The sequence below is a fragment of the Pseudomonas sp. FSL W5-0299 genome (assembly GCF_005930655.1).
Lineage (GTDB): Bacteria > Pseudomonadota > Gammaproteobacteria > Pseudomonadales > Pseudomonadaceae > Aquipseudomonas > Aquipseudomonas mandelii.
In genome coordinates, this window is record NZ_RXHX01000038.1 from 1 (window position 1) to 21,940 (window position 21,940).

General features: G+C 61.4%; 18 protein-coding genes. 15 read left to right on the top strand and 3 right to left on the bottom strand.

The genetic code is table 11. The features are described 5' to 3' along the window. The coding region (locus tag FHL16_RS28585; protein ID WP_138739089.1) for a hypothetical protein at window positions 1-378 on the bottom strand (378 nt) is incomplete at its 3' end. A 213-nt stretch (window positions 379-591) separates the two neighbouring features. Between FHL16_RS28585 and FHL16_RS28590 the strand changes: the two genes are divergently transcribed. From FHL16_RS28590 to FHL16_RS28655, 14 genes are all read left to right on the top strand, one after another. Further along, window positions 592-1,491 (top strand): LysR family transcriptional regulator, encoded by a 900-nt coding sequence (locus FHL16_RS28590; RefSeq protein ID WP_077749957.1) that lies wholly within the window; start codon window positions 592-594, stop codon window positions 1,489-1,491. A 68-nt stretch (window positions 1,492-1,559) separates the two neighbouring features. Continuing rightward, complete coding sequence (locus tag FHL16_RS28595; RefSeq protein WP_010459960.1) at window positions 1,560-2,573, top strand: aldo/keto reductase; 1,014 nt, start codon at window positions 1,560-1,562, stop codon at window positions 2,571-2,573. Window positions 2,574-3,170: 597 nt separating this feature from the next. After that, the gene (gene glgA, locus FHL16_RS28600; RefSeq protein WP_010459959.1) at window positions 3,171-4,757 is read left to right on the top strand and encodes a glycogen synthase GlgA; all 1,587 of its coding nucleotides are present in this window, start codon (window positions 3,171-3,173) and stop codon (window positions 4,755-4,757) included. 16 nt (window positions 4,758-4,773) lie between these two features. Then, the gene (gene treZ, locus FHL16_RS28605; RefSeq protein ID WP_077749958.1) at window positions 4,774-6,570 is read left to right on the top strand and encodes a malto-oligosyltrehalose trehalohydrolase; all 1,797 of its coding nucleotides are present in this window, start codon (window positions 4,774-4,776) and stop codon (window positions 6,568-6,570) included. Continuing rightward, entirely contained in the window at window positions 6,567-8,645 is a 2,079-nt protein-coding gene (gene malQ / locus FHL16_RS28610) for a 4-alpha-glucanotransferase (RefSeq protein ID WP_077749959.1), read from the top strand. The genes treZ and malQ overlap by 4 nt, the downstream gene beginning before the upstream one ends. Then, window positions 8,642-11,422: a malto-oligosyltrehalose synthase gene (locus FHL16_RS28615; protein WP_077749960.1), complete on the top strand. Its 2,781-nt coding sequence runs from the start codon at window positions 8,642-8,644 to the stop codon at window positions 11,420-11,422. The genes malQ and FHL16_RS28615 overlap by 4 nt, the downstream gene beginning before the upstream one ends. A gap of 21 nt (window positions 11,423-11,443) precedes the next feature. Continuing rightward, window positions 11,444-11,758 (top strand): DUF2934 domain-containing protein, encoded by a 315-nt coding sequence (locus tag FHL16_RS28620; protein WP_010459953.1) that lies wholly within the window; start codon window positions 11,444-11,446, stop codon window positions 11,756-11,758. 194 nt (window positions 11,759-11,952) lie between these two features. Next, window positions 11,953-14,112, top strand: a complete 2,160-nt coding sequence (gene glgX / locus FHL16_RS28625) for a glycogen debranching protein GlgX (protein ID WP_077749961.1) — start codon at window positions 11,953-11,955, stop codon at window positions 14,110-14,112. A gap of 1 nt (window position 14,113) precedes the next feature. Next, window positions 14,114-15,103 carry an acyl-CoA dehydrogenase family protein gene (locus FHL16_RS28630; RefSeq protein WP_077749962.1) on the top strand — a complete coding sequence of 330 codons (990 nt, stop codon included), beginning with the start codon at window positions 14,114-14,116 and terminating at the stop codon, window positions 15,101-15,103. Continuing rightward, complete coding sequence (locus FHL16_RS28635) at window positions 15,100-15,858, top strand: PIG-L deacetylase family protein (protein ID WP_010459946.1); 759 nt, start codon at window positions 15,100-15,102, stop codon at window positions 15,856-15,858. Before FHL16_RS28630 ends, FHL16_RS28635 begins: the two co-directional genes overlap by 4 nt. After that, a complete protein-coding gene (locus FHL16_RS28640; RefSeq protein WP_010459944.1) occupies window positions 15,855-16,454 on the top strand; it encodes an SAM-dependent methyltransferase in 600 nt (199 codons plus the stop codon). The genes FHL16_RS28635 and FHL16_RS28640 overlap by 4 nt, the downstream gene beginning before the upstream one ends. Next, window positions 16,451-17,110: a glycosyltransferase gene (locus tag FHL16_RS28645; protein ID WP_010459942.1), complete on the top strand. Its 660-nt coding sequence runs from the start codon at window positions 16,451-16,453 to the stop codon at window positions 17,108-17,110. Before FHL16_RS28640 ends, FHL16_RS28645 begins: the two co-directional genes overlap by 4 nt. A gap of 124 nt (window positions 17,111-17,234) precedes the next feature. Further along, window positions 17,235-17,993, top strand: a complete 759-nt coding sequence (locus FHL16_RS28650; RefSeq protein ID WP_077749963.1) for a PIG-L deacetylase family protein — start codon at window positions 17,235-17,237, stop codon at window positions 17,991-17,993. A gap of 196 nt (window positions 17,994-18,189) precedes the next feature. Beyond that, on the top strand, window positions 18,190-18,990 hold the full coding sequence (locus tag FHL16_RS28655) for an endonuclease/exonuclease/phosphatase family protein (protein WP_010459937.1): 801 nt from the start codon (window positions 18,190-18,192) through the stop codon (window positions 18,988-18,990). A gap of 12 nt (window positions 18,991-19,002) precedes the next feature. On the opposite strand, the gene FHL16_RS28660 is transcribed toward FHL16_RS28655, so the two are convergent. Both FHL16_RS28660 and FHL16_RS28665 read right to left on the bottom strand, forming a co-directional pair. After that, window positions 19,003-19,566: a hypothetical protein gene (locus FHL16_RS28660; protein WP_010459935.1), complete on the bottom strand. Its 564-nt coding sequence runs from the start codon at window positions 19,564-19,566 to the stop codon at window positions 19,003-19,005. Between the two features lies 1 nt (window position 19,567). After that, entirely contained in the window at window positions 19,568-20,338 is a 771-nt protein-coding gene (locus FHL16_RS28665; protein ID WP_077749964.1) for a DUF2092 domain-containing protein, read from the bottom strand. A 527-nt stretch (window positions 20,339-20,865) separates the two neighbouring features. Here FHL16_RS28665 and FHL16_RS28670 point away from each other — a divergent pair. Beyond that, entirely contained in the window at window positions 20,866-21,939 is a 1,074-nt protein-coding gene (locus tag FHL16_RS28670; RefSeq protein ID WP_077749965.1) for an autotransporter domain-containing protein, read from the top strand. The last annotated feature ends 1 nt before the right edge of the window (window position 21,940 follow it).

The following is a 21,940-nucleotide window of genomic DNA, read 5'->3' on the forward strand; positions in this document are numbered from 1 at the left end:
GGCGTAGAGCTTGAGCGCCGGCGTAAACGTCTCGGCGCCCTGATTGAAACGGGTCACCCGGTACGCCAGCGTGTGCGCCCCGGTCAGCCAATGCCTGGGCTCGACCCACAAGGTCACTCGCTGACCGACTTCGGCGTCGTCGGTGATGATGTGCTGATTGACCACCTGGCCGTTGAACTGCAGCTCGACCTTGTCGCCTTTGCCCATGCTTGACCAGGCCGGGACGTAGACCTTGAGCCCGCTGATGGGGAAGTTGTCCAGGGCGGCGGCACGGTTGATTGCCCAGACGTCAGTGGAAGAGTCCAGTAGACGGGCACCGGGGATTTCTGGTTCACGCAGCAGCCTGGAAACGGGGTGACGGACGGGTTGCACGAGCATGGGGAGACTCCTGTCGAGGGGGGCTGGGCGACGGAGTTATTTAAGGTGTGAGTCACGGCGATTGGCTACTGTCATAAATGACAGGTGGAGGTGCTTTCCCGACAAGTGGTACATCCCGTATGGGAGCGACGCGTCGCTTCGATCTCAAGCATGTGCTTGCGAATCAACAAAATATGACGGTAAAAGCGCCGGATCTTTAAAGGATTTTTACCCATGAGCTCGATTCTCGACCTGGAGATCTTCGTTCGCACCGCCGACTCCGGCAGCATCTCCGCCGCCGCCCGTACTTTGGAACTCACCCCTGCCGCTGCCAGCATCGCCCTCAAACGCCTGGAAACCCGCCTCGGCATCCGCCTGTTCGCGCGCTCCACGCGCAGCATGCGCCTGACCGAGGAAGGCCGGCGTTATCTGGAAAGCGTGCGTCTGGCCTTGGCCGCCCTGGCGGAAGGTGAACAGGCCCTCAAGCCTCAAACCCAAGGCTTGAGCGGCGTGTTGCAACTGGCCGCGCCGTCGGACTTCGGGCGTAATGTGTTGTTGCCGTGGCTGGATGACTTCAAGCGCCAGCACCCGAATATCCAGCTGCAACTGCTGCTCAATGACCGCCACTCAGACCTCTTTCGCGAAACCGTCGACGTCGCGTTGCGTTTCGGCGTGCCCAGCGATTCGACGCTGGTGGCGTTGCCGATTCTGCCGGGGCATCGTCGTGTGGCCTGCGCCAGTCCCGATTACCTCGCCCGCCACGGCACGCCGAAAACGCCGGCGGACCTCGGCGAGCACAGCGCCCTGCTCTACCTGCGTAACGGCCGGCCTTATAACTGTTGGCGTTTCAGTCGGCAGCATGAAGTGTTGGAGGTTGAGGTGCGCGGAGACTACCTCACCGACGACGGCGAAGTCGCCCGTCGCTGGGCGTTGGCCGGGCATGGCATTGCTTATAAAGCCTGGCTGGATGTCGCCGCCGATGTGCAGGCCGGGCGGCTGGTGACGCTGTTTGATGACTGGCAAGGCGAAAGCGTGCCGTTCAATTTGCTGTGCCCGCATCGGGTGCAGGTCTCGGAGCGGGTCAAGGTGTTGCAAGCGTTTCTGCAAGAACGTTGTCATGCACTTTGCGTATAAATTCACTTTTCGACGCGCAGGCGTTCTGGTATTTGATTGAAGCTTTCCCACGGTAAAAGGATTTCCTCATGAGTTATCGCACGCTGGGTCATTCGGGTTTACAGGTGTCGACCCTGACCTTGGGCACCATGATGTTCGGCGAACAGACCAGTACCGAAGATTCCCTGCGGATCATCGACAAGGCTTGGGACCAGGGCATCAATTTCATCGACACTGCGGACGTCTACACCGGCGGCCGTTCCGAAGAGATTGTCGGAGAAGCGATTGCCGGCAACCGTCACGAATGGGTGCTGGCGACCAAGGTCGGCTTTGGACCGGTGGACGGTGTGCCGAACCGCAGCGGGTTGAGCCGCAAGCATATTTTCAATGGCCTTGATGCCAGCCTGACGCGTTTGGGCACTGACTACCTCGACATCTATTACCTGCACCGCGAAGACCACAACACGCCGCTGGAAGTGACCGTGTCGGCGATTGGCGATCTGATTCGCCAGGGCAAGATCCGGTACTGGGGTCTGTCGAACTACCGTGGCTGGCGGATTGCCGAGGTGATCCGGGTGGCGGACCAGTTGGGTGTTGATCGGCCGGTGATCAGTCAGCCGCTGTACAACATCGTCAACCGTCAGGCCGAGACCGAGCAGATCACTGCCGCGCAAAACTATGGTTTGGGCGTGGTGCCTTACAGTCCGCTTGCGCGCGGAGTGCTCAGCGGCAAATATGCGCCGGACGTGAAACCGGACGCCAACAGCCGCGCCGGTCGCGCTGACAAACGCATTCTGGAAACCGAATGGCGAGTGGAGTCGTTGCGTATTGCCCAGCAGATTCAACGGTACACGCAGGAACGTGGCGTGGGCATTGTCGAGTTCGCCATTGCCTGGGTGTTGAACAACAGCGCCGTGACATCGGCGATTGTCGGACCGCGCACCGAGGAGCAATGGGATGCGTACACCAAGGCGCAGGCAGTGAAAATCACGGCTGAAGACGAGGCGTTCATTGATTCGCTGGTCACGCCGGGGCATTCATCGACGCCAGGGTTCAATGATGTGAGTCATTTTGTTTCAGGGCGCAAACCGCGCACGGCTTGAGATTTTTCGCGAGCAGGCTCGCTCCCACAGTGGACCGCATTTCAAGGTGGGAGCGGCTTGCAGTGAAAATAGTCCACAGATGACCGCGATCCTGTGGGAGCGAGCCAGCTCGCGATGAGGCCCTCACACCTGACACACCTCGCACTGCAATGGTGCAAAACCCCGTAAACCACGCCCATTACCGTGACTTGCCAGTCCCGTTTTGACCCATACCGAAAAATAAACCTGCCCTTCGTCGGTGCGTTTCCCCCTACAAGCGTTGTGCCTTTACCCTCTCCCCACCGATTGTCGAACAATTTCGCCACTTGACCTGCCCCGCTCTAGGATCTGGCCTAGACTCATTTTCGCGAGGTAAAACCGGTCAGTCATCTGGTGGTAAAAAACTCGAAACTTTCGGTCCTGCCCAAGGGTCAGGTTAAAGGTAGGGCCTCAGCGACTGGTGCATTCCTTGCAACGGCCCCTTCACCCTTTCTGCATTAGCGCATGGGGCAGCATTTGCTCACCGATGCGAAGCGCGTTTGCGCCCGGCCACAGGATTTGGCCACGAACACCGTTGGTGCCAGACCTAGAATTAGATCAACAACACGGGAGATTCATATGATTAGTGCGGCTTTAGATATTCAGGGAGAGCGTGCTCATCAGCAGGTCGGCGAATCAAGCGCCGTGAATGCTCCGAGCGCCAAATCGATCAGCGTACCAGGCACCAAAACGCTGTCACCGGCTGCCAGTCAGAATCCGAACAGAAAGAAGGTATTGTTCGTCACCTCCGAGATCGCCGATCTGGTCAAGACCGGCGGCCTGGGTGACGTTTCCGCAGCGCTGCCTCGGGCCATGTCTCATCTGCACGATGTGCGGGTGCTGATCCCCGGTTACCCGCAAGTGCTGCACAGTGAAAACCCGATCCATATCATCGGTGAACTGGGTGGGCACGCCGCACTGCCACCCTGCAAGATCGGACGCATGGACATGCCGGACGGTCTGGTCATTTACGTGTTGATCTGCCCCGAACTCTACGAGCGCGAAGGTTCGCCTTACGGCGCCAACAACGGCCGCGATTGGCCGGACAACCACATTCGTTTCGCCCGCCTGGGCCTGGCCGCCGCCGATATCGCCGCCAATCTGGCACAAATCCACTGGTGCCCGGATCTGGTGCATGCCCATGACTGGCCAGCCGGCCTGGCGCCAGCGTACATGCACTGGCGTGGACAGCGCACCCCGACGCTCTTCACCATTCACAACCTGGCCTATCAAGGCGTCACCAGCCTGGGCTCGTGCCCTGAACTCGGTATTCCCAACCATGCCTTGCAACAGGAAGGCATGGAGTTCTACGGCAAGATGTCGTTCCTCAAGGCCGGCATGGCCTATTCGAGCCACATCACCACCGTCAGCGCCACTTACGCCCAGGAAATCACCACGCCGGCCTTCGGCTGCGGTCTCGACGGCTTTCTCGCCGCCAAGACCCAGCAAGGCCTGCTCAGCGGTATTCCCAATGGCATCGATGAAAGCTGGGACGCCGCCACCGACCCGCACCTGTTCTGCCCGTTCGGCATCGGCGACTGGGACGGCAAAGCAGTCAACGCCGCCCATGTCCGCGACCTGTTCGGCCTGGAAGACTCCGAAGGCCCGCTGTTCGCCGTGGTCTCGCGCCTGGTCTATCAGAAAGGCCTGGACCTGACCGAAGCGGTCTCCGAATACATCGTCAACAACGGGGGCCAGATCGCGATCATCGGTCGTGGCGAGCCCGAAGAAGAACAAGCCATGCGGGAACTCGCCCTGCGCTTCCCCGGGCAAATCGGCGTGCGCATCGGCTTCAATGAAACCGACGCCCGTCGCATGTTCGCCGGCAGTGATTTCCTGTTGATGCCGTCGCGTTACGAGCCATGCGGCTTGAGCCAGATGTACGCCCAGCGCTTCGGCTCGCTGCCGGTGGCCCGCAATACCGGCGGTCTGGCCGACACCATCGAAAACGGCGTGACCGGTTTCCTGTTCGACGAATCCACGGTGGAGAGCTATCAAGAAGCCCTGAGCCGCGCGTTCAAGGTCTTCGCCTTCCCCGGCCTGCTCAGCGCCATGCGGTGCCGCGCCATGGCCGCGCCGTTCAACTGGTGCAAGGCGGTTGAACCCTACGCCGAACTATACGAACGACTGGTCGCCAAAGCCCTGGGTAAATCGGGCAAACAGTAAAAAGAGGTTTTCAACGATGCCGTTACGGACCCTTGAGACCTGGCCCCACGGCGCAATCATGCTGGACGCAGAACACACGCGTTTTGCCTTGTGGGCGCCAGATGCGTTTTACGTCAGTGTCGAACTGGAAGATGGACAATCCTTGCCGCTACTGCCTCAGGCTGATGGCTGGTTCGTGATCAAGACCCGTTGCACGGCGGGTACGCGTTACCGCTACAACATCGATGGCGAGCTGGAAGTGCCGGACCCGGCCTCCCGCGCGCAGGCCGGCGATATCGGCGACCACAGCGTGGTGGTCGATCCACTCGCCTATCAATGGCAGAACAGCGCCTGGACCGGCCGCCCCTGGAACGAGGCGGTCATCTACGAATTGCATGTCGGTGCGCTCGGCGGCTTCAGTGAAGTCGAGAAGCACCTGGCACGCCTCGTTGACCTGGGCATCACCGCGATCGAGCTGATGCCGCTGGCGCAGTTCCCCGGCGATCGCAACTGGGGTTACGACGGGGTTCTGCCCTACGCGCCCCAATCGTCCTATGGCACTCCCGAACAACTTAAACACCTGATCGACACCGCCCACGGCCATGGCCTGGCGGTGATTCTCGACGTGGTCTACAACCACTTCGGCCCGGACGGCAATTACCTGCATCACTACGCCAAGGGCTTTTTTCGCGAAGACAAGCACACGCCTTGGGGCGCGGCCATCGATTTCCGGCGCCGAGAAGTGCGGGACTTTTTTATCGACAATGCGCTGATGTGGTTGCTGGAATACCGCTTCGATGGTCTGCGCCTGGATGCCGTGCACGCCATTGAGAGCCCGGACTTTCTTCAGGAACTGGCGCAGACGGTTCGCGAGCAAACCAACCCGGCGCGGCACGTCTGGCTGACGGTCGAGAACGAACACAACCAGGCCAGCCTGCTGGAGGAAGGATTCGACGCGCAGTGGAACGATGACGGCCACAACGCCTTGCATGTTTTGCTGACCGGTGAAACCGACGCCTACTACGCCGACTATGCCGACAACCCCACGGAAAAACTGGCGCGCTGCCTGAGCCAGGGCTTCGTGTTTCAGGGCCACGTGACCCGCCACGGGACAACCCGGGGCGAGCCCAGCGGTCACCTGCCGCCCAGCGCGTTCGTGCTGTTTTTGCAGAACCATGACCAGATCGGCAACCGTGCCTTCGGCGAACGCTTGCATCAATTGGCTCCCCTCGAAGCCCTGAAAGCGGCGACCGCGCTGTTGCTGCTGTCGCCGATGATCCCGCTGATGTTCATGGGCGACGAATTCGCGGCCGAAGAGCCCTTCCTGTTTTTCACCAGCCATCACGGTGAGCTGGCGGAGCTGGTCCGCGAAGGGCGACGGAATGAATTCGCGGCCTTCAGCGCCTTTGCCGATCCTCATAGACGCGAACAGATCCCTGATCCTAACGCGCCTCAGACCTTTGAAGCGTCGCGGCCAAAACTGACCGCCACCCGGCAATCGGCCATGCAGGGGCTGTATCACCAACTGCTGCGGATTCGCCACGACCACATCATCCCCCACCTGCCGGGCGCTCAAGCCCTCGGTGCCGAGGTGTTGGGCGAAGGTGCAGTGACAGCGCGCTGGCGACTGGGCAATGGCCGTCAGCTGCGCATTGACCTGAACCTCAGCGACAAGCCAGTGGTCCACTCCCCACAGGCCGACGCCAGGTTGTTGTTCGAAACGCCGCCTCAGTCAGCCGGCCTGTTGGAACAGGGCACCCTTGCCCCGTATTGCGCGCTAGTCAGCCTCACGGCCGCAGCCCCCTTGCTACCCCCGGATGGAGAGCGCCAATGAGTGATGCGCAATTGGAAATACTGGCCGGCCGTGCCGGTTTGGCAGTCGACTGGATCGACGCCAACGGCCGCCCGCAGAAAGTCGCCCCCTCGGTATTGCGCAATGTCCTGATCGGACTCGGCCACCCGGCCAGCACCGCACAGGAAATCGACGCCAGCCTCCTGCAATTGCAGGAGGTGCAACAGACCCGGCATCTGCCGCCGCTCATTACCGCCGATTTCGGCGTCAACCTCGACCTGGCGCATTTCTTTGAACCGGAATCGCCGTGCGAGATCCACCTTGAAGATGGCTCACGACTAAACTTGAAACTGGACGCCGAGGCCCAACTGCCCGGCCTGGTTCCGGTCGGGTATCAGCACGTCAGCATCGACGGACAATCATTTACCCTGGCCGTGGCACCGGCGCGTTGCTACAGCGTCGGCGATGCCGTCGACAGTCCGATCCCACGCACCTGGGGCCTCAGCGTGCAGTTGTACTCGCTGCGTCGCGCCGGCGATGGCGGGTTCGGCGATACCCAGGCGCTGGAAGACCTCGCTCGAGTGGCCGGCGAACGCGGTGCCGAGGCGCTGGCGATCAGTCCGCTGCACGCGATGTTTGGCAGCGACACCCAACGCTACAGCCCGTATTCACCGTCCAGCCGGTTGTTTCTCAACAGCCTCTACGCTGCGCCGGGCGCTATTCTCGGCGAGCGCGCGTGGCGTGCCGCGATAGACGCCACCGGCCTCGCTGCCGAACTGCAACACCTGGAAGAACAGCCGCTGATTGACTGGCCCGTGGCCGCCGAAGCCAAGCATCGTTTGCTGCAAGCCTTGTATGAAGGCTTCGTCCAGGGCGAACACCCGTTGCATGCCGATTTCAGCAGTTTCCGCCACGCGGCCGGTGAGGCACTGGAAAACCACTGCCGCTTCGAAGCCATACAAGAAGCGCGCGCCACCAAGGGTGAAACCCTCGACTGGCGCGAGTGGCCGGAACAATGGCGCGACCCGCGCAGCGCCGCCCTCGCCGAATTTGCCGAAGAGAACGCCGGTCGCATTGGCTTCTTCGCATTCAGCCAATGGCTGATCACCCGTTGCCTGGAGCGCGCACAAACCGCCGCCCGCAGCGCGGGGATGAGCATTGGGCTGATCGCTGATCTGGCGGTGGGTGCCGACGGCGGTGGCAGTCAGGCGTGGAGTCGCCAGGACGAACTGCTCGCCTCACTGACGGTGGGAGCGCCACCGGACATTCTCAACCGCACCGGCCAGGGCTGGGGCATTTCCGCGTTCTCTCCTGAAGGCCTGGTGCGCAACGGCTTTCGCGCCTTCATCGAAATGCTCCGGGCCAATTTCGCCCACGCCGGCGGCTTGCGCATTGATCACGTCATGGGCCTGCAACGGCTGTGGGTGATCCCCAATGGCTCGCCGCCCGCCGACGGCGCCTACCTGTATTACCCGGTGGACGACCTGCTGCGCCTGCTCAGCCTTGAATCCCATCGCCATCAGGCGATCGTACTGGGCGAAGACCTGGGGACGGTGGCCGATGGTCTGCGGGAAAAACTCATCGCCCGCTCGATCCTCGGCATGCGCGTGCTGCTGTTTGAACAGGACAACGCGCACTTCAAATCGATTCTCGACTGGCCGGACAACGCCCTCGCGACCACCAGCACCCATGACCTGCCGACGCTCAATGGCTGGTGGCATGGCCGTGACATCGACTGGAACGCCCGATTGGGCCTGGTCGATGCCACGGGTGAAATCGAATGGCGCCATCACCGTGAGCGCGAGCGTGAAGGCCTGCGTCGCGTGCTGAGCGAGGACCCGCAGAACTTCCGCGAAGAATCCCATGAGACGGACCAGATACTGGACGCGGCGGTACGCTTTCTCGGGCATACCCGGGCACCGCTGGTGTTGCTGCCACTGGAAGATGCCCTGGGCATCGAACAACAGGCCAACCTGCCCGGCACCATCGACACGCACCCCAACTGGTCGCGGCGCTTGCCGGGCAGCAGTGAAGCGCTGCTCGATGACCCGGACGCCTCGCGGCGCCTGGAATTGCTCGCCTGCGCGCGACTTCAGGCTGGCGAGCGTGACCAATGAATCAGTCAATACAACCGCTGCCGCTTAGCGCGTCGTTGCGCCTGCAATTCCATAAAGGCTTCACGCTGGATCAAGCCGTGCCGTTGGTGCCGTACTTTGCCAGCCTGGGCATCAGCCACGTCTATGCCTCGCCACTGCTTGCTGCCCGCGCCGGTTCAATGCACGGGTACGACGTGGTGGACCCGACCACGGTCAACCCTGAGCTGGGCGGTGAAGCGGCCCTGCGCCGCCTGGTTGCGGCCCTGCGCGAACACAAGATGGGGATGATCCTCGATATCGTGTCCAACCACATGGCCGTCGGCGGTAGTGATAACCCTTGGTGGCTGGACTTGCTGGAATGGGGACGCCTGAGCCCTTACGGCGAGTTTTTCGACATTCAGTGGCACTCGCCAGACCCGCTGATGGAGGGCCAGTTGCTGCTGCCTTTCCTTGGCAGCGATTACGGCGTCGCCTTGCAGGACGGCACCCTGCCGTTGCGCTTTGATGCACAACGCGGTGCGTTTTATGTCGAGCACTACGAGCATCATTTCCCGATCTGCCCGTCGAGCTACGGTGAACTGCTGCGAACCGACGACGAGCAACTCAAGTTTCTCGCCGACCGTTTCAGTGCTTTGAGCTACCAGACCGACTCGCACAGCCTGGCGCAACCGCTGAAGGCAGAGCTGCGCGAACTGGCCAGTGACCCTGCGATCCTGCAGTGCATTCAGCAGAATCTCAGTGCCTACGATTCGCTGACGCCCGATGGTTTTAAGCGGCTGCACAACCTGCTCGAACGCCAAAGCTATCGGCTGGCCAGTTGGCGCACGGCGGCGGATGACATCAATTGGCGGCGTTTTTTCGATGTCAACGAATTGGGCGGCCTGCGGGTCGAACGTCCCGCCGTGTTCGAAGCGACCCACGCGAAAATCTTCGAGTTGGTGGCTGAAGGCCTGGTCGACGGTCTGCGCATCGACCACATCGACGGCCTCGCCGACCCGCGCGGCTATTGCCGCAAACTACGGCGTCGGGTCGATACGCTGTCTCCCGATCGACACCTGCCGATTTACGTGGAGAAGATTCTCGGTGAAGGTGAAACCCTGCACCGCGACTGGTCGGTGGACGGCACCACCGGTTACGAATTCATGAACCAGTTGTCGTTGCTGCAGCACGATCCCGAGGGTGAAAAGGTTCTGGGTGAACTGTGGAATCGCTTCAGCGAACGGCCCGCCGACTTCCGTCAGGAAGCGCAATTGGCGCGCCAGCAGATTCTCAACGGCTCCTTGGCCGGCGATTTCGAGAGTGTGGCCCAGGCGTTGCTGCAAGTGGCTCGGGACGATCTGATGACCCGCGACCTGACCTTGGGCGCGATCCGTCGGGCGTTGCAGGAACTGATCGTGCATTTCCCGGTGTACCGCACCTACATCAGCCCGCGTGGCCGTTCTGCCGAAGACGATGTGTTTTTCCAGCAGGCCATGGACGGTGCCCGGCAGACCCTCGGCGAGGCCGATTGGCCGGTGCTCGATTGCCTGGCCGGTTGGCTCGGCGGTGAGCCGTGGCGCAAACGCCCGGTGGGTCGTCAGCGCAAGATCCTCAAGCATGCCTGTGTGCGGTTCCAGCAACTGACTTCACCCGCCGCAGCCAAGGCTGTGGAAGACACCGCGTTCTATCGCTCAGCGGTGCTGCTGTCGCGCAATGATGTGGGCTTCAGCACCGAGCAATTCAGTGCGCCGGTCGCCGATTTCCATGCCGTCTGCATCAATCGCCTGGAGCAGTTTCCGGACAACCTGCTGGCCACCGCCACCCACGACCACAAACGCGGCGAAGACACCCGCGCGCGGTTGGCGGTGTTGAGTGAACGCAGCGCCTGGTACGCCGAGCAGGTCCCGCTGTGGCGGACACTTGCCCGGCCCCTGCGTGAAGACGACCAGATGCCCTCGGCGGGCGATGAATTGATCCTGTATCAAGCGCTCCTCGGCAGCTGGCCACTCGATTTGCACGGTTACGATCAACCGGCGCTGGAGAACTACACTCAACGGGTGTGGCAGTGGCAACAAAAAGCCTTGCGTGAAGCCAAATTGCAAAGCAGCTGGAGCGCGCCGAACGAGGCTTACGAAAACGCCGTTCAGCAATTCCTGCAACGCTTGCTGCTCAGCCCTGAAGGCGAGCTCTTGTGCACCGCACTCAGCAAAGCCGCCAAGAGCATCGCCGTCCCCGGTGCCCTCAACGGGTTGGCGCAAACCTTGCTGCGCATGACCGTGCCGGGGATCCCGGACCTCTACCAGGGCAACGAGTACTGGGACTTCTCGCTGGTGGACCCGGACAACCGCCGGCCGGTGGATTACGTGAGCCGCCAACAGGCGATGCAGGTGCCGTTGAATCTGCCTGACCTGTTGACCAACTGGCGTGACGGGCACATCAAGCAAACCCTGATCAAGCAGGTGTTGAACCTGCGGGCCGAGCATGCGGAGCTGTTTCGACGAGGGACGTATCAAGCCCTTGAGGTCGTGGGCAGCCAGGCTCACCGAGTGCTGGCCTTTGCTCGCGAACATCAGGGAAAACGGGCCATCGTGATCGTACCGATTCGATGCGCCCCGCTGCTGGAAAACAGTGCCGAACCCCGGGTTGACGCGCTGCGCTGGGGCGATACACGGGTGAAATTACCGTTCACCGCCTCCGAGGAAAATCTGAAGGGACTTTTCTCGAGCACCGCAGTCACACACCACAGGGAGCTGAACATCAGCGCCGCGCTGGGGGATTTCCCGGTCAATCTCTTTATTCAAACGTTTACCCAAGCTTGAGTTCAGTTCAGGAGTATTGCGATGAGTACCGACGATAAACGCGTTCGCGAATTTGCCTATCAAATCTGGGAATCGGAAGGTAAGCCTGAGGGCCAGGACGCCCGGCATTGGGAGATGGCGTGCAAGCTGGCTGAAGCCGAAGCCCTGGCCCCCAAAAAATTGCCCAAGGCTGCCGGCAGTAAAACGGTTGCCAAGCCTGCTGTGGCCAAAGCCAATGGCAAGGTGCCCGAGCCGAAAGCCAAGGCCAAGCCTGCAGCGGCTTCTAAGGTGATTCCGCCCGGCGAAAAAGCTGCCGAGAAGAAGCCTAAAGCAGCGCGCAAACCGCCTGCTGTCTGACGCTTCACTATCGCGTCCTGATTGACCTCGTGGCCAGCCCCCTGGCCACCGTGGGCTTGCTCGCCCACGAAAAACCTGTAGGAGCGAGGCTTGCCCGCGAAGGCGGCATGTCAGTCGATTCAACTGTGACTGAAACACCGCCTTCGCGGGCAAGCCTCGCTCCTACAAAGAATCCCCTTTTTGCAGGAGCATCTATGTCCAATCCAAAGAAAGCCGCGCCAGAACCTCACGCCGAGGCCTCGCGAATCCGTGAAGGCTTGCCCTTCCCGCTGGGTGCGACCTGGGATGGTCTGGGGGTCAACTTTGCCTTGTTTTCCGCCAACGCCACCAAAGTCGAACTGTGCATCTTCGACGATGCCGGCGAGGTCGAACTCGAACGTATCGAACTGCCGGAATACACCGACGAGATCTACCACGGCTATTTGCCCGACGCCCACCCAGGGCTGATTTACGGCTACCGTGTCTATGGCCCCTACGACCCGGCCAACGGTCATCGTTTCAACCACAACAAACTGCTGATCGACCCCTATGCAAAACAACTGGTCGGCCAGCTGAAATGGTCCGAAGCGTTGTTCGGCTACACCATCGGGCATCCTGACGCCGATTTGAGTTTCGATGAACGCGACAGCGCACCGTTTGTCCCCAAGTGCAAGGTGATCGACCCGGCTCACACCTGGGGCAACGACCATCGCGTCAGCGTGCCGTGGGACAAGACGATCATTTATGAAACCCATGTACGCGGCATCAGCATGCGCCACCCTTCGGTCCCCGAGAACGTGCGTGGCACCTTCGCCGGGTTGATGGTCGATGACGTGCTGGAACACATTCGCAAGCTCGGGGTGTCCTCGGTGGAGTTGCTGCCGATCCACGCTTTCGTGAACGACCAGCACCTGTTGCACAAAGGCATGACCAATTACTGGGGCTACAACAGCATCGCCTTCTTTGCCCCGGACCCGCGTTACCTGGCCAGCGGCAAGATCGCCGAGTTCAAGGAGATGGTCGCGCACCTGCACGAAGCCAATCTGGAAGTGATCCTCGACGTGGTCTACAACCACACCGCCGAGGGCAACGAACAAGGGCCGACCCTGTCCATGCGCGGCATCGACAACGCCTCGTATTACCGTTTGATGCCCGATGACAAGCGCTACTACATCAACGATTCCGGCACCGGCAACACCCTCGACTTGAGTCACCCTTGCGTGCTGCAAATGGTCACCGACTCCCTGCGCTATTGGGCCACGGAAATGCACGTGGACGGTTTCCGCTTCGACCTGGCGACCATCCTCGGCCGCTACCACGAAGGCTTCGACGAACGTCACAGCTTCCTCGTGGCCTGCCGCCAGGACCCGGTGCTGCGCCAGGTGAAGATGATCGCCGAGCCTTGGGATTGCGGTCCCGGCGGTTATCAGGTCGGCGGTTTTCCACCGGGCTGGGTCGAGTGGAACGACAAGTTCCGCGACACCGTGCGCGCGTTCTGGAAAGGCGATGACGGCCAACTGGCCGACTTCGCCAGCCGCATGACGGCGTCCGGCGAGATGTTCAATCAGCGCGGCCGACGGCCCTATGCCTCGTTGAACTTCATCACCGCCCATGACGGTTTCACCCTCAATGACCTGGTGTCGTACAACGACAAGCACAACGAAGCCAACGACGAGAACAATCAGGACGGCAGCAATAACAACCTGTCCTGGAACCACGGCGTCGAAGGCCCGACTGACGATCCGGAAATCAATGAACTGCGTCAGCGGCAAATGCGCAATTTCTTCGCCACGCTGCTGCTGTCCCAAGGCACCCCGATGCTGGTGGCCGGCGACGAGTTCGCCCGGACCCAGGAAGGCAACAACAACGCCTATTGCCAGGACAGCGACATCGGCTGGGTCAATTGGGACCTGAGCGAAGACGGCAAGGCCCTGCTCAAGTTCGTCAAGCGCCTGATCAAGTTGCGCCTGGCCTATCCGATCCTGCGTCGCGGACGCTTCCTGGTGGGTAATTACAACGAGGACATCGGCGTCAAGGACGTGACCTGGCTCGCCCCGGATGGCAGTGAAATGTCCACCGAGCAGTGGGAAGAACCGCACGGCCGCTGCCTCGGCATGTTGATGGACGGCCGCGCCCAGGAAACCGGTATCCGCCGCAAGGGCGGTAACGCAACCCTGTTGCTGGTGGTCAACGCGCACCACGACATCGTCAACTTCACCTTGCCGGAAGTGCCGGACGGCTATCACTGGACGTGCATGGTCGACACCAATCAACCGTCGATTCGCGGACAGGAACGCTTCGAGTTCGGTCACGAATATTCCGTCACCGGGCGTTCGCTGCTGCTGTTCGAATTGCAGCATGAGGAAGAAGAGTGAAATGGACCTTCAAGCGTTTCTCACTCGCCAGCCACCGGACTACGCCGATACTCAGGCGCTAGGCCGGTGCCTGCGGGCGTTGGTGGAGGCTGGGCTTGATCAGCTTCCGCTGCCAGGCAGTGGCCAGACGCTGGAACGCTTCCAGCGGTTGGCCGAGGTCGGCGGGCATGACCTGGGGTTGTGCAAGTTGTACGAAGGCCATACCGATGCGCTGGCAATCATCCAGCAGTTGGGTGGCTCGCCGACACCGGGCAGCACGTGGGGGATGTGGGCCGCTGAACCGCCAAACGCCCGGGTGCGCGTCCGTCCGCAGGGACACATGGTCGAGTTGAACGGGCGCAAGGCCTGGTGCTCGGGCGCGGCGGTGTTGAGCCATGCGCTGCTCACGGCCTGGGATCAACAGGACTGCCAGCAATTGGTTGCGGTGGCGCTGGATCAACCCGGCGTGACCGTGACCGATCAAGGCTGGCAAGCGGTCGGCATGGGCGCCTCCGGCAGCGTCGAAGTGCTGTTCGAAGGCGCCGAGGGCCAAGCCATCGGTTCACCCGGCGATTACCTGAATCGGCCCGGTTTCTGGCAGGGCGGCATCGGCATTGCCGCCTGCTGGTACGGCGCGGCGCAAAGCATTGCCGAACGCCTGCGCAGCCATTGCGCGCACCATGAAGAACCCCACGCCCTCGCTCACCTCGGCGCCGTCGACAGTGCGCTGCATGCCGCCGCCGAGGTCTTGCGGGTCAGCGCACTGATGATCGACGCCGCCCCGCTGGACGACGCCGAATTGCTGGCCCGGCGCGCCCGTGCGGTGGTGGAACACACCGCCGAACAGGTCATGTTGCATGTCGGCCACGCCCTCGGCGCGGGTCCCTACTGTAGGGATCGGCAGTTCGCCCGATTGATCGCCGACCTGCCGGTGTTCCTGCGCCAAAGCCACGCCGAACGCGACCTCGCCGCCCTCGGCCAAACCGTCATTACCGGAACATGGACGTTATGAAAACCAACCCTATCGTCGGCCAGGGCACGCCGCTTCATCGGTGGCAGACCTCCAGCCACTTGGCGCAGTTACCGGTGATCGATATCCTGAGCCTGGTGCCGGAAGGTGCCCGCGCAGTGATCATCGCTCCGCACCCGGATGACGAAGTGCTGGGCTGCGGCGGTTTCCTGCAATTGCTCGCCGCCGCCGGTCGGCCCTTGCAACTGATCTCGGTCACCGATGGCAGCGCCAGCCATCCCGGCTCCGAGCGCTGGCCGGTGGAGCGCCTGAGCGCGGTCCGGCCTCAGGAGTCGGTCGAAGCCCTGCGGCGTCTCGGTGTGCCACTGCACAGCCTGAAATGGCTGCGCGGTGGATTCAAGGACAGCCAGGTCGCTGATCGAGAAAGCGAGCTGAGCGAGTTCATCGAACGTCACTTGCACCCCAACGACGTGGTATTCACCACGTGGCGCGAGGACGGCCATTGCGACCACGAAGCCGTGGGCCGGGCCAGCGCCACAGCGGCAAGACGAGCGGGTGCGACCGTCTATGAATTGCCCGTATGGACCTGGCACTGGGCGACACCTGAAGACAGTTTCGTGCCGTGGCACCGGGCGCGAAAAATCCTCCTGGCCCCGCACCTGGTCGCGCGCAAACGCCACGCGATCCACGCCTTTGCCAGCCAGTTGGAGGGTGACCCGCACATCGGCTTGCCGCCCGTGCTGGCGCCCTATGTGCTGGAACGGCTGCTGCAACCGTTCGAAGTGGTGTTTGTATGAGCGTCGACGACCGCTATTTCGACGGTCTGTTTGCCGGCAACGATGATCCCTGGTCGTTCCGTCAGCGCTGGTATGAACAGCGCAAACGCGCAATCACCCTCGCCGCACTGCCCCGCCCTCACTACCGGGCGATCTTTGAGCCCGGCTGCGCCAACGGCGAGTTGAGCTTTGAGCTGGCCAGCCGCTGCGATCGTCTGCTGTGTTGCGACACCGCCGCCGCAGCTGTGACGCTGGCTCGTACCCGACTCGGCCCGTTCGACCACGCCGAAGTCCGCCACAGCCGCTTGCCTGCCGATTGGCCGGACGAGAAATTCGACCTGATCGTGCTCAGCGAGATCGGCTACTACCTCGACGCCGATGATCTGAAACGCCTGATCGAACAGGCCGCACAATCGCTGACCGCCGACGGCCAGCTGCTGGCCTGCCACTGGCGCCCGCCCATCGACGGCTGTCCGTTGAACGCCCGGCAAGTCCATGACTTGCTCCACGAACATTTGCATTTGCCGCGACTGGCCCTGCATCAGGAAGCGGATTTTCTACTGGAACTCTGGAGTCGTGAACCACGCTCCGTGGCGGCTCTGGAGGGCTTGCGATGATCGGCATTCTGATCCCCGCGCATAACGAAGAAGACTTGCTCGAAGACTGCCTTGAGGCGGCCCTGCTCGCCGCGCAACACGAGCGGCTGGGCGGTGAAACCGTCGAGGTGCTGGTGGTGCTCGACAGTTGCACCGACCGGTCCTCGGAGATCGTCAGCGCCTATCCGGTGCACAGTCTGGCGATCGAGGCACGCAACGTCGGTCAGGCCCGCGCCGCCGGCGCACGGTTTCTGCTGGAGCGCGGGGCTCGCTGGATTTCCTGTTCCGATGCCGACAGCCGTGTGGCGCACGATTGGCTGGTGGCGCAACTGGCCCTCGACGTCGATGCGGTGTGCGGCACGGTTACGGTGGAGGCGTGGCACGAGGCGTTCGATGAGTCGGCTCAGATTCGCTATCACCAGCACTATCAGGCCCGCGAAGGTCATCGGCACATTCATGGAGCCAATCTGGGCATCAGTGCTGACGCCTATCAGCGCGCCGGCGGTTTCGAACCGCTGGCCTGTGACGAAGATGTGCAACTGGTGCGACAACTCGAACGCTGTGGCGCAAACATAGCCTGGAGCCATCGCCCGCAAGTGCTGACCAGTGCTCGGCTGGACAGTCGCGCACGCGGTGGTTTCGGCGATTATTTGCGAGACCTGGTACAGCCTGGTTAAAAAATACCGTCTCAGATGCCAGCACCACGCGACGAATAGCGAGACTTGAGCAATACTCTCCTCGCGGCAATCCAGGGTATGGAGCGCTGCACATTGCTCTCAAACAGAACAAGGACGTAGCCCGATGAAACCCGTTTCCCTCATCGAAAGCAGCTTGCCGGGACAGGTCTGGAACAGCGCCCGGCAACTGGACAACATCCCCGTCATCAACACCGAGACCCTGGTCCCCACTGGCGCGCGTGCCGTGGTCATTGCGCCGCATCCTGGCGATGAAGTGGTCATGTGTGGAGGCTTGCTTCAGCTCCTATCCTCGTTGGGTCATCCCCTGCAATTGATCTCGATTACCGATGGCAGCGCCAGCCATCCGGGCTCGCAACAGTGGTCAGAGAAACGCCTGAGTGTGTTTCGCGGCCAGGAAAGCGTCGAAGCCTTGCGCCGGCTCGGTTTACCGATGCACAGCCTGAAGTGGATTCGCGGCGGCTTTACCGACAACGCCCTGGCCAAGCATGAAACCCAATTGACCCAATTCATCGCCCGTTATTTGCGCCCCGGCGATGTGGTGTTCACTACCTGGCGCGAAGACGGCACCTGCGATCATGACGCCGTCGGCCGCGCCAGCGCCAATGCGGCGAGCATGGTCGGCGCGACGATCAACGAACTGCCGGTCTGGGCCTGGCACTGGCCGACCCGAGATCAAGGACTCTTTCCCTGGCATCGTGCGCGCAAAGTACGCCTCGACACCTGGACCGTCGCGCGCAAAAGCCACGCCACCCACGCCTACGCCAGCCAGCTCGACGGCGAACCGGCCATCGGCATCGCGCCACTGCTGCCCCGGGTGATACTGGAGCGCATGCGTTTGCCCTATGAAGTTGTCTTTGTCTGACCCAATTCCCCATCCAACCCATCCCTGCGGGAGAGAGCCTGCTCGCGATATCGTTGGGGCAGTCGACATCAATGCTGGATGTCACTCCGCTATCGCGAGCAGGCTCGCTCCCACATGGAATGGGTGTCGCTCAAACTGAACTGCCCGCCGCTGCATCAGTCGCATGCATAAGCAGCCCAGATTCAGAGGAGTGAACGTGACTAGCGATTCCGAGCAGCGAGCCGTTGAATCAGTGCCCTTGGACTCGCCCCCGGCGATTCATCGATTGAGGGTGCTGACGGTCAACACCCACAAAGGGTTTACCGCCCTCAATCGGCGATTCATCCTTCCGGAGCTGCGAGAAGCGGTGCGCAGTACGTCGGCCGATCTTGTATTCCTGCAGGAAGTGGTCGGCGAGCACGATCGGCATTCCTCCCGTTACAACGACTGGCCGCAGACCTCGCAATACGAGTTCCTGGCCGACAGCATGTGGAGCGATTTCGCCTACGGTCGCAACGCCGTTTACCCCAACGGCCATCATGGCAACGCGCTGCTATCGAAATACCCGATTCGCGAACACCGCAATCTCGATGTCTCGATCACCGGCCCCGAACGCCGCGGCTTGCTGCACTGTGTACTGGACGTGCCGGGGCACGCGGAAGTCCATGCGATCTGCGTGCACTTGAGCTTGCTGGAAAGTCATCGCCAGTTGCAGCTGCAACTGCTCTGCCTACTGCTCGAATCCCTGCCCGACGATGCGCCGGTCATCATCGCCGGCGACTTCAACGACTGGCAGTTGCAAGGCAACGCCGCCCTCTCCCGTCGCAATTACCTGCACGAAGCCTTCGAACGCCACAATGGCCGCCCGGCGAAAACCTACCCGGCGCGCTTTCCGCTGCTGCGCCTGGACCGGGTCTACCTGCGCAACGCCAGCAGCCACAACCCGCGAATTCTCGGCAATAAACCCTGGACGCACCTGTCGGATCACTTGCCGTTGGCGGTGGAAGTGCACCTCTGAGCGATCAATGCATCAAGGTGCGTTGACCACAACATAGGTCACATTGCTGCCCTGATACTGCGGCTGGTACCAGGTCGAACCGCACTGCATGTACACCGTGTTGTATTGCATGACCTGCACGCAACTGGTGGGCATTTGTGCCGGCGTCAGGATCGAGCCAACCACCGCTGCTGTCACCGCGACCGTCGCGGTCACGGCCGCCGCCGTGGCGATCGGATGATAGTGATCGTCGTAGCCATAGCGGCCATGCCCGTCGACATCAATGTCGACGTCGCGATTGTTGTTGATGTTGACGTTACGAGTGCTGTTGTTGATGTTGGTACGGTTGCCGACAGTGTTCCCGGCATTGACCCGGTTGCCTGAGTTCACCCGATTGCCCGCATTGACGTTGCTCGCGCGCGGCGGGGTATTGATCCGCTGCGCCCGCTGGGCATTGGGGGCTGGCGCACGGTTGACTGACGCCCTTGCCTGCCCCTGACCCCGTGGCCGGGCATCCGCTTCGGCGATCAGGCCGACAGTCAGCACTGCGGCAGTGGCTAGCGATACAAACAGGCTCCACGACATCGACCGGTTCATGTCATTCCCCTCCCTGATCAGCGGCTTTCTTCAGCGCAATCGCCACATCACCCTTGGCCGGTTTGAAGGTGAACATCGACTCCTGGAGGCCAGGCTTCAGGTTCCAGTGATACACCGCGCTGTATTCCGGAAAGCTCTGCTCATCGGTGGTGGTAATCACCAGTTTGCACGGCAGTGGTTTCTCGGACCGTGTGATCCACAATTGCCAGTCGACGCCCTCCTGCCGAAAGGCCAAGTGATCACAGAGTTGGCCCTTGATCGTTGACGGTCCCACGTACAGGGCTTCCTTGAGTGCATCGATCTGGGCCTGATCGCTGCCAAACAGAAACAGGTCTTCCATGGGGATCTGGATCCCGTAATGGTTTTCGATCATGTGCAGGGTTTCGGACACCTTGGGCGGAGCATCCACCGTGGTGTAGTACTTGAGGTACGGTGAGTACTGGGTCAGTTTCTTGCCGTTATAGAAGAACTCTCGCGTTCGGACATCGCCTTCTGTCCGGGCGTACATTCGGTCATGCCCCAGCACTTTCAGGGTAGTGGAAGCCTCGGACTTGATCTTCTGCCCGGTCTCCAGGACGGTATCCAGGGTCACTTCGGCATCTACCTGAAACTTCGACAGGCTGCGCAGGTAGTTGCCCATATCAATCAGCTTATCGACCACCTGCGGATTGATGATCGGGGTGGCGTCCGCCGCCGGTACCTCTTCGGCGCGAGCCCCTGGGGCAAGGAGCAGGGTAAACATCAGGCAGAAAACACTGGGTTGGGTTTTCATCGATTTTTCTCCTGTCCCTGCGCCGGGCTGCCGCCCGAAACCTTGTGGCTGAATGTTCAGCCTAGTTGCGGCCAGTCCTGTTCGCCAGATAGACAAACCGGTGTGAGGACAGCGATTCCCTTGCGTTCATTTCAGCGCAGCATTACTGACAGAATCGAGACATGGACATCGTCGGGCAAGCAGGCCCTGAACCCCGTCCGGACAGACCGGTAGCCCACTACCCAAAGGCTCTGGCCCGAGGGTTTTTTGACGATTTTTCGAACAAACAAGTACTTAGATGCGCGGCAAAAATCAGGCACTTGCGAGCACTAAAATTCCATTACCGCCTATCGGCCATTTTCTTGACGCACTGTCAAGGGTCTTCTTAGCTTCACGTTACTACCCCCGGAAATCCACCAGGGGCAAACCTCCAGACACCCGCGAAATCGGGCGGCCAGCGGCTTGCCTCAATCCATTCGGTCGCCCCTCATTCGGGGTAGGAGAGACGCCAAAGCGAGATACGGCATGCGATTGCAAGGTAGACCCCCATGAAAACTTCATTCACCCAACAAGAGATCAAAATCACTTTTTGCACTGTCTCGAGTTCTCTGCTGCTGTGTTCGTCCATGGAGGTGCAAGCCGGGCACGCAGAGGATGAAACCGCCCCCTGGTATCGCCAGGATGTTCCGGCAATGACCTTGCCCACGATACACATCACCGCCCCCTACCCCGGCCATTTCAGCGCCGCCTCCGATACACGAAGTTCTCGCCTGACCATCGAAGATGCCGCGCCTTCGACCTGGGACCAGTTGTACGGACAGGCATCGCGACAAGCACAGACCGATGTAATGACCCAAGGGTTTTCCAGCCCTGGCAGCACCGAATTCAAAGGCCCGGCGATCCTGACCCTGCAAAGCGGTAGCGGCCATACCCAACGGGTCGGACTGATCGGCGGGATGACGCAGTTACAAGGCAACAGCAACGGCCTGTTGACCAGTCGCGCCCTCGCCGCCCCCGAGACCGACACCCTCAACCTTCAAGGCCAGAGCCTCGGCGCCTACTGGAGCCTGACCGGGCCACAAGGCTGGCACGTGGATCTATCGGCCAGTGGTGGACGGGTCGCCGGTTTCAGCCGTAACGACCAGGGCGCGCGGATAGCAACCGAAGGCAGTGCGGTGACGTTGTCGGTGGAAGGCGGTTTTCCGATTGGGGTCAGCGAAAACTGGGTAGTCGAACCGCAAGCGCAGTTGATCAATCAGCGCATCACGCTGGATACGCCTTATGCCGGTTCAAGTAATGCATCGTCCAGCGACCTGACGTCCTGGAGCGGCCGGGTCGGCGCAAGGTTGAAAGGTAGTTACGACATCAACGGCCTGGGGGTCGAACCCTATGTGCGGACCAACTTGTGGCACACCGTGTACACCGGCAACACCGTGACCCTCGATCAGGTCGACAAGATCAGCAGCAGCCGCAACTCATCGACGGTCGAAGTGGGGTTGGGGCTGGTGGCCAGAGTCACGCCCGCGGTGAGTTTCTACGTCAGCGCCGATTACAGCAGTGATGTGGATGAAAATGATTTGAATGGGTTGATCGGGAGTCTGGGTGTGCGGATGCGGTGGTGAA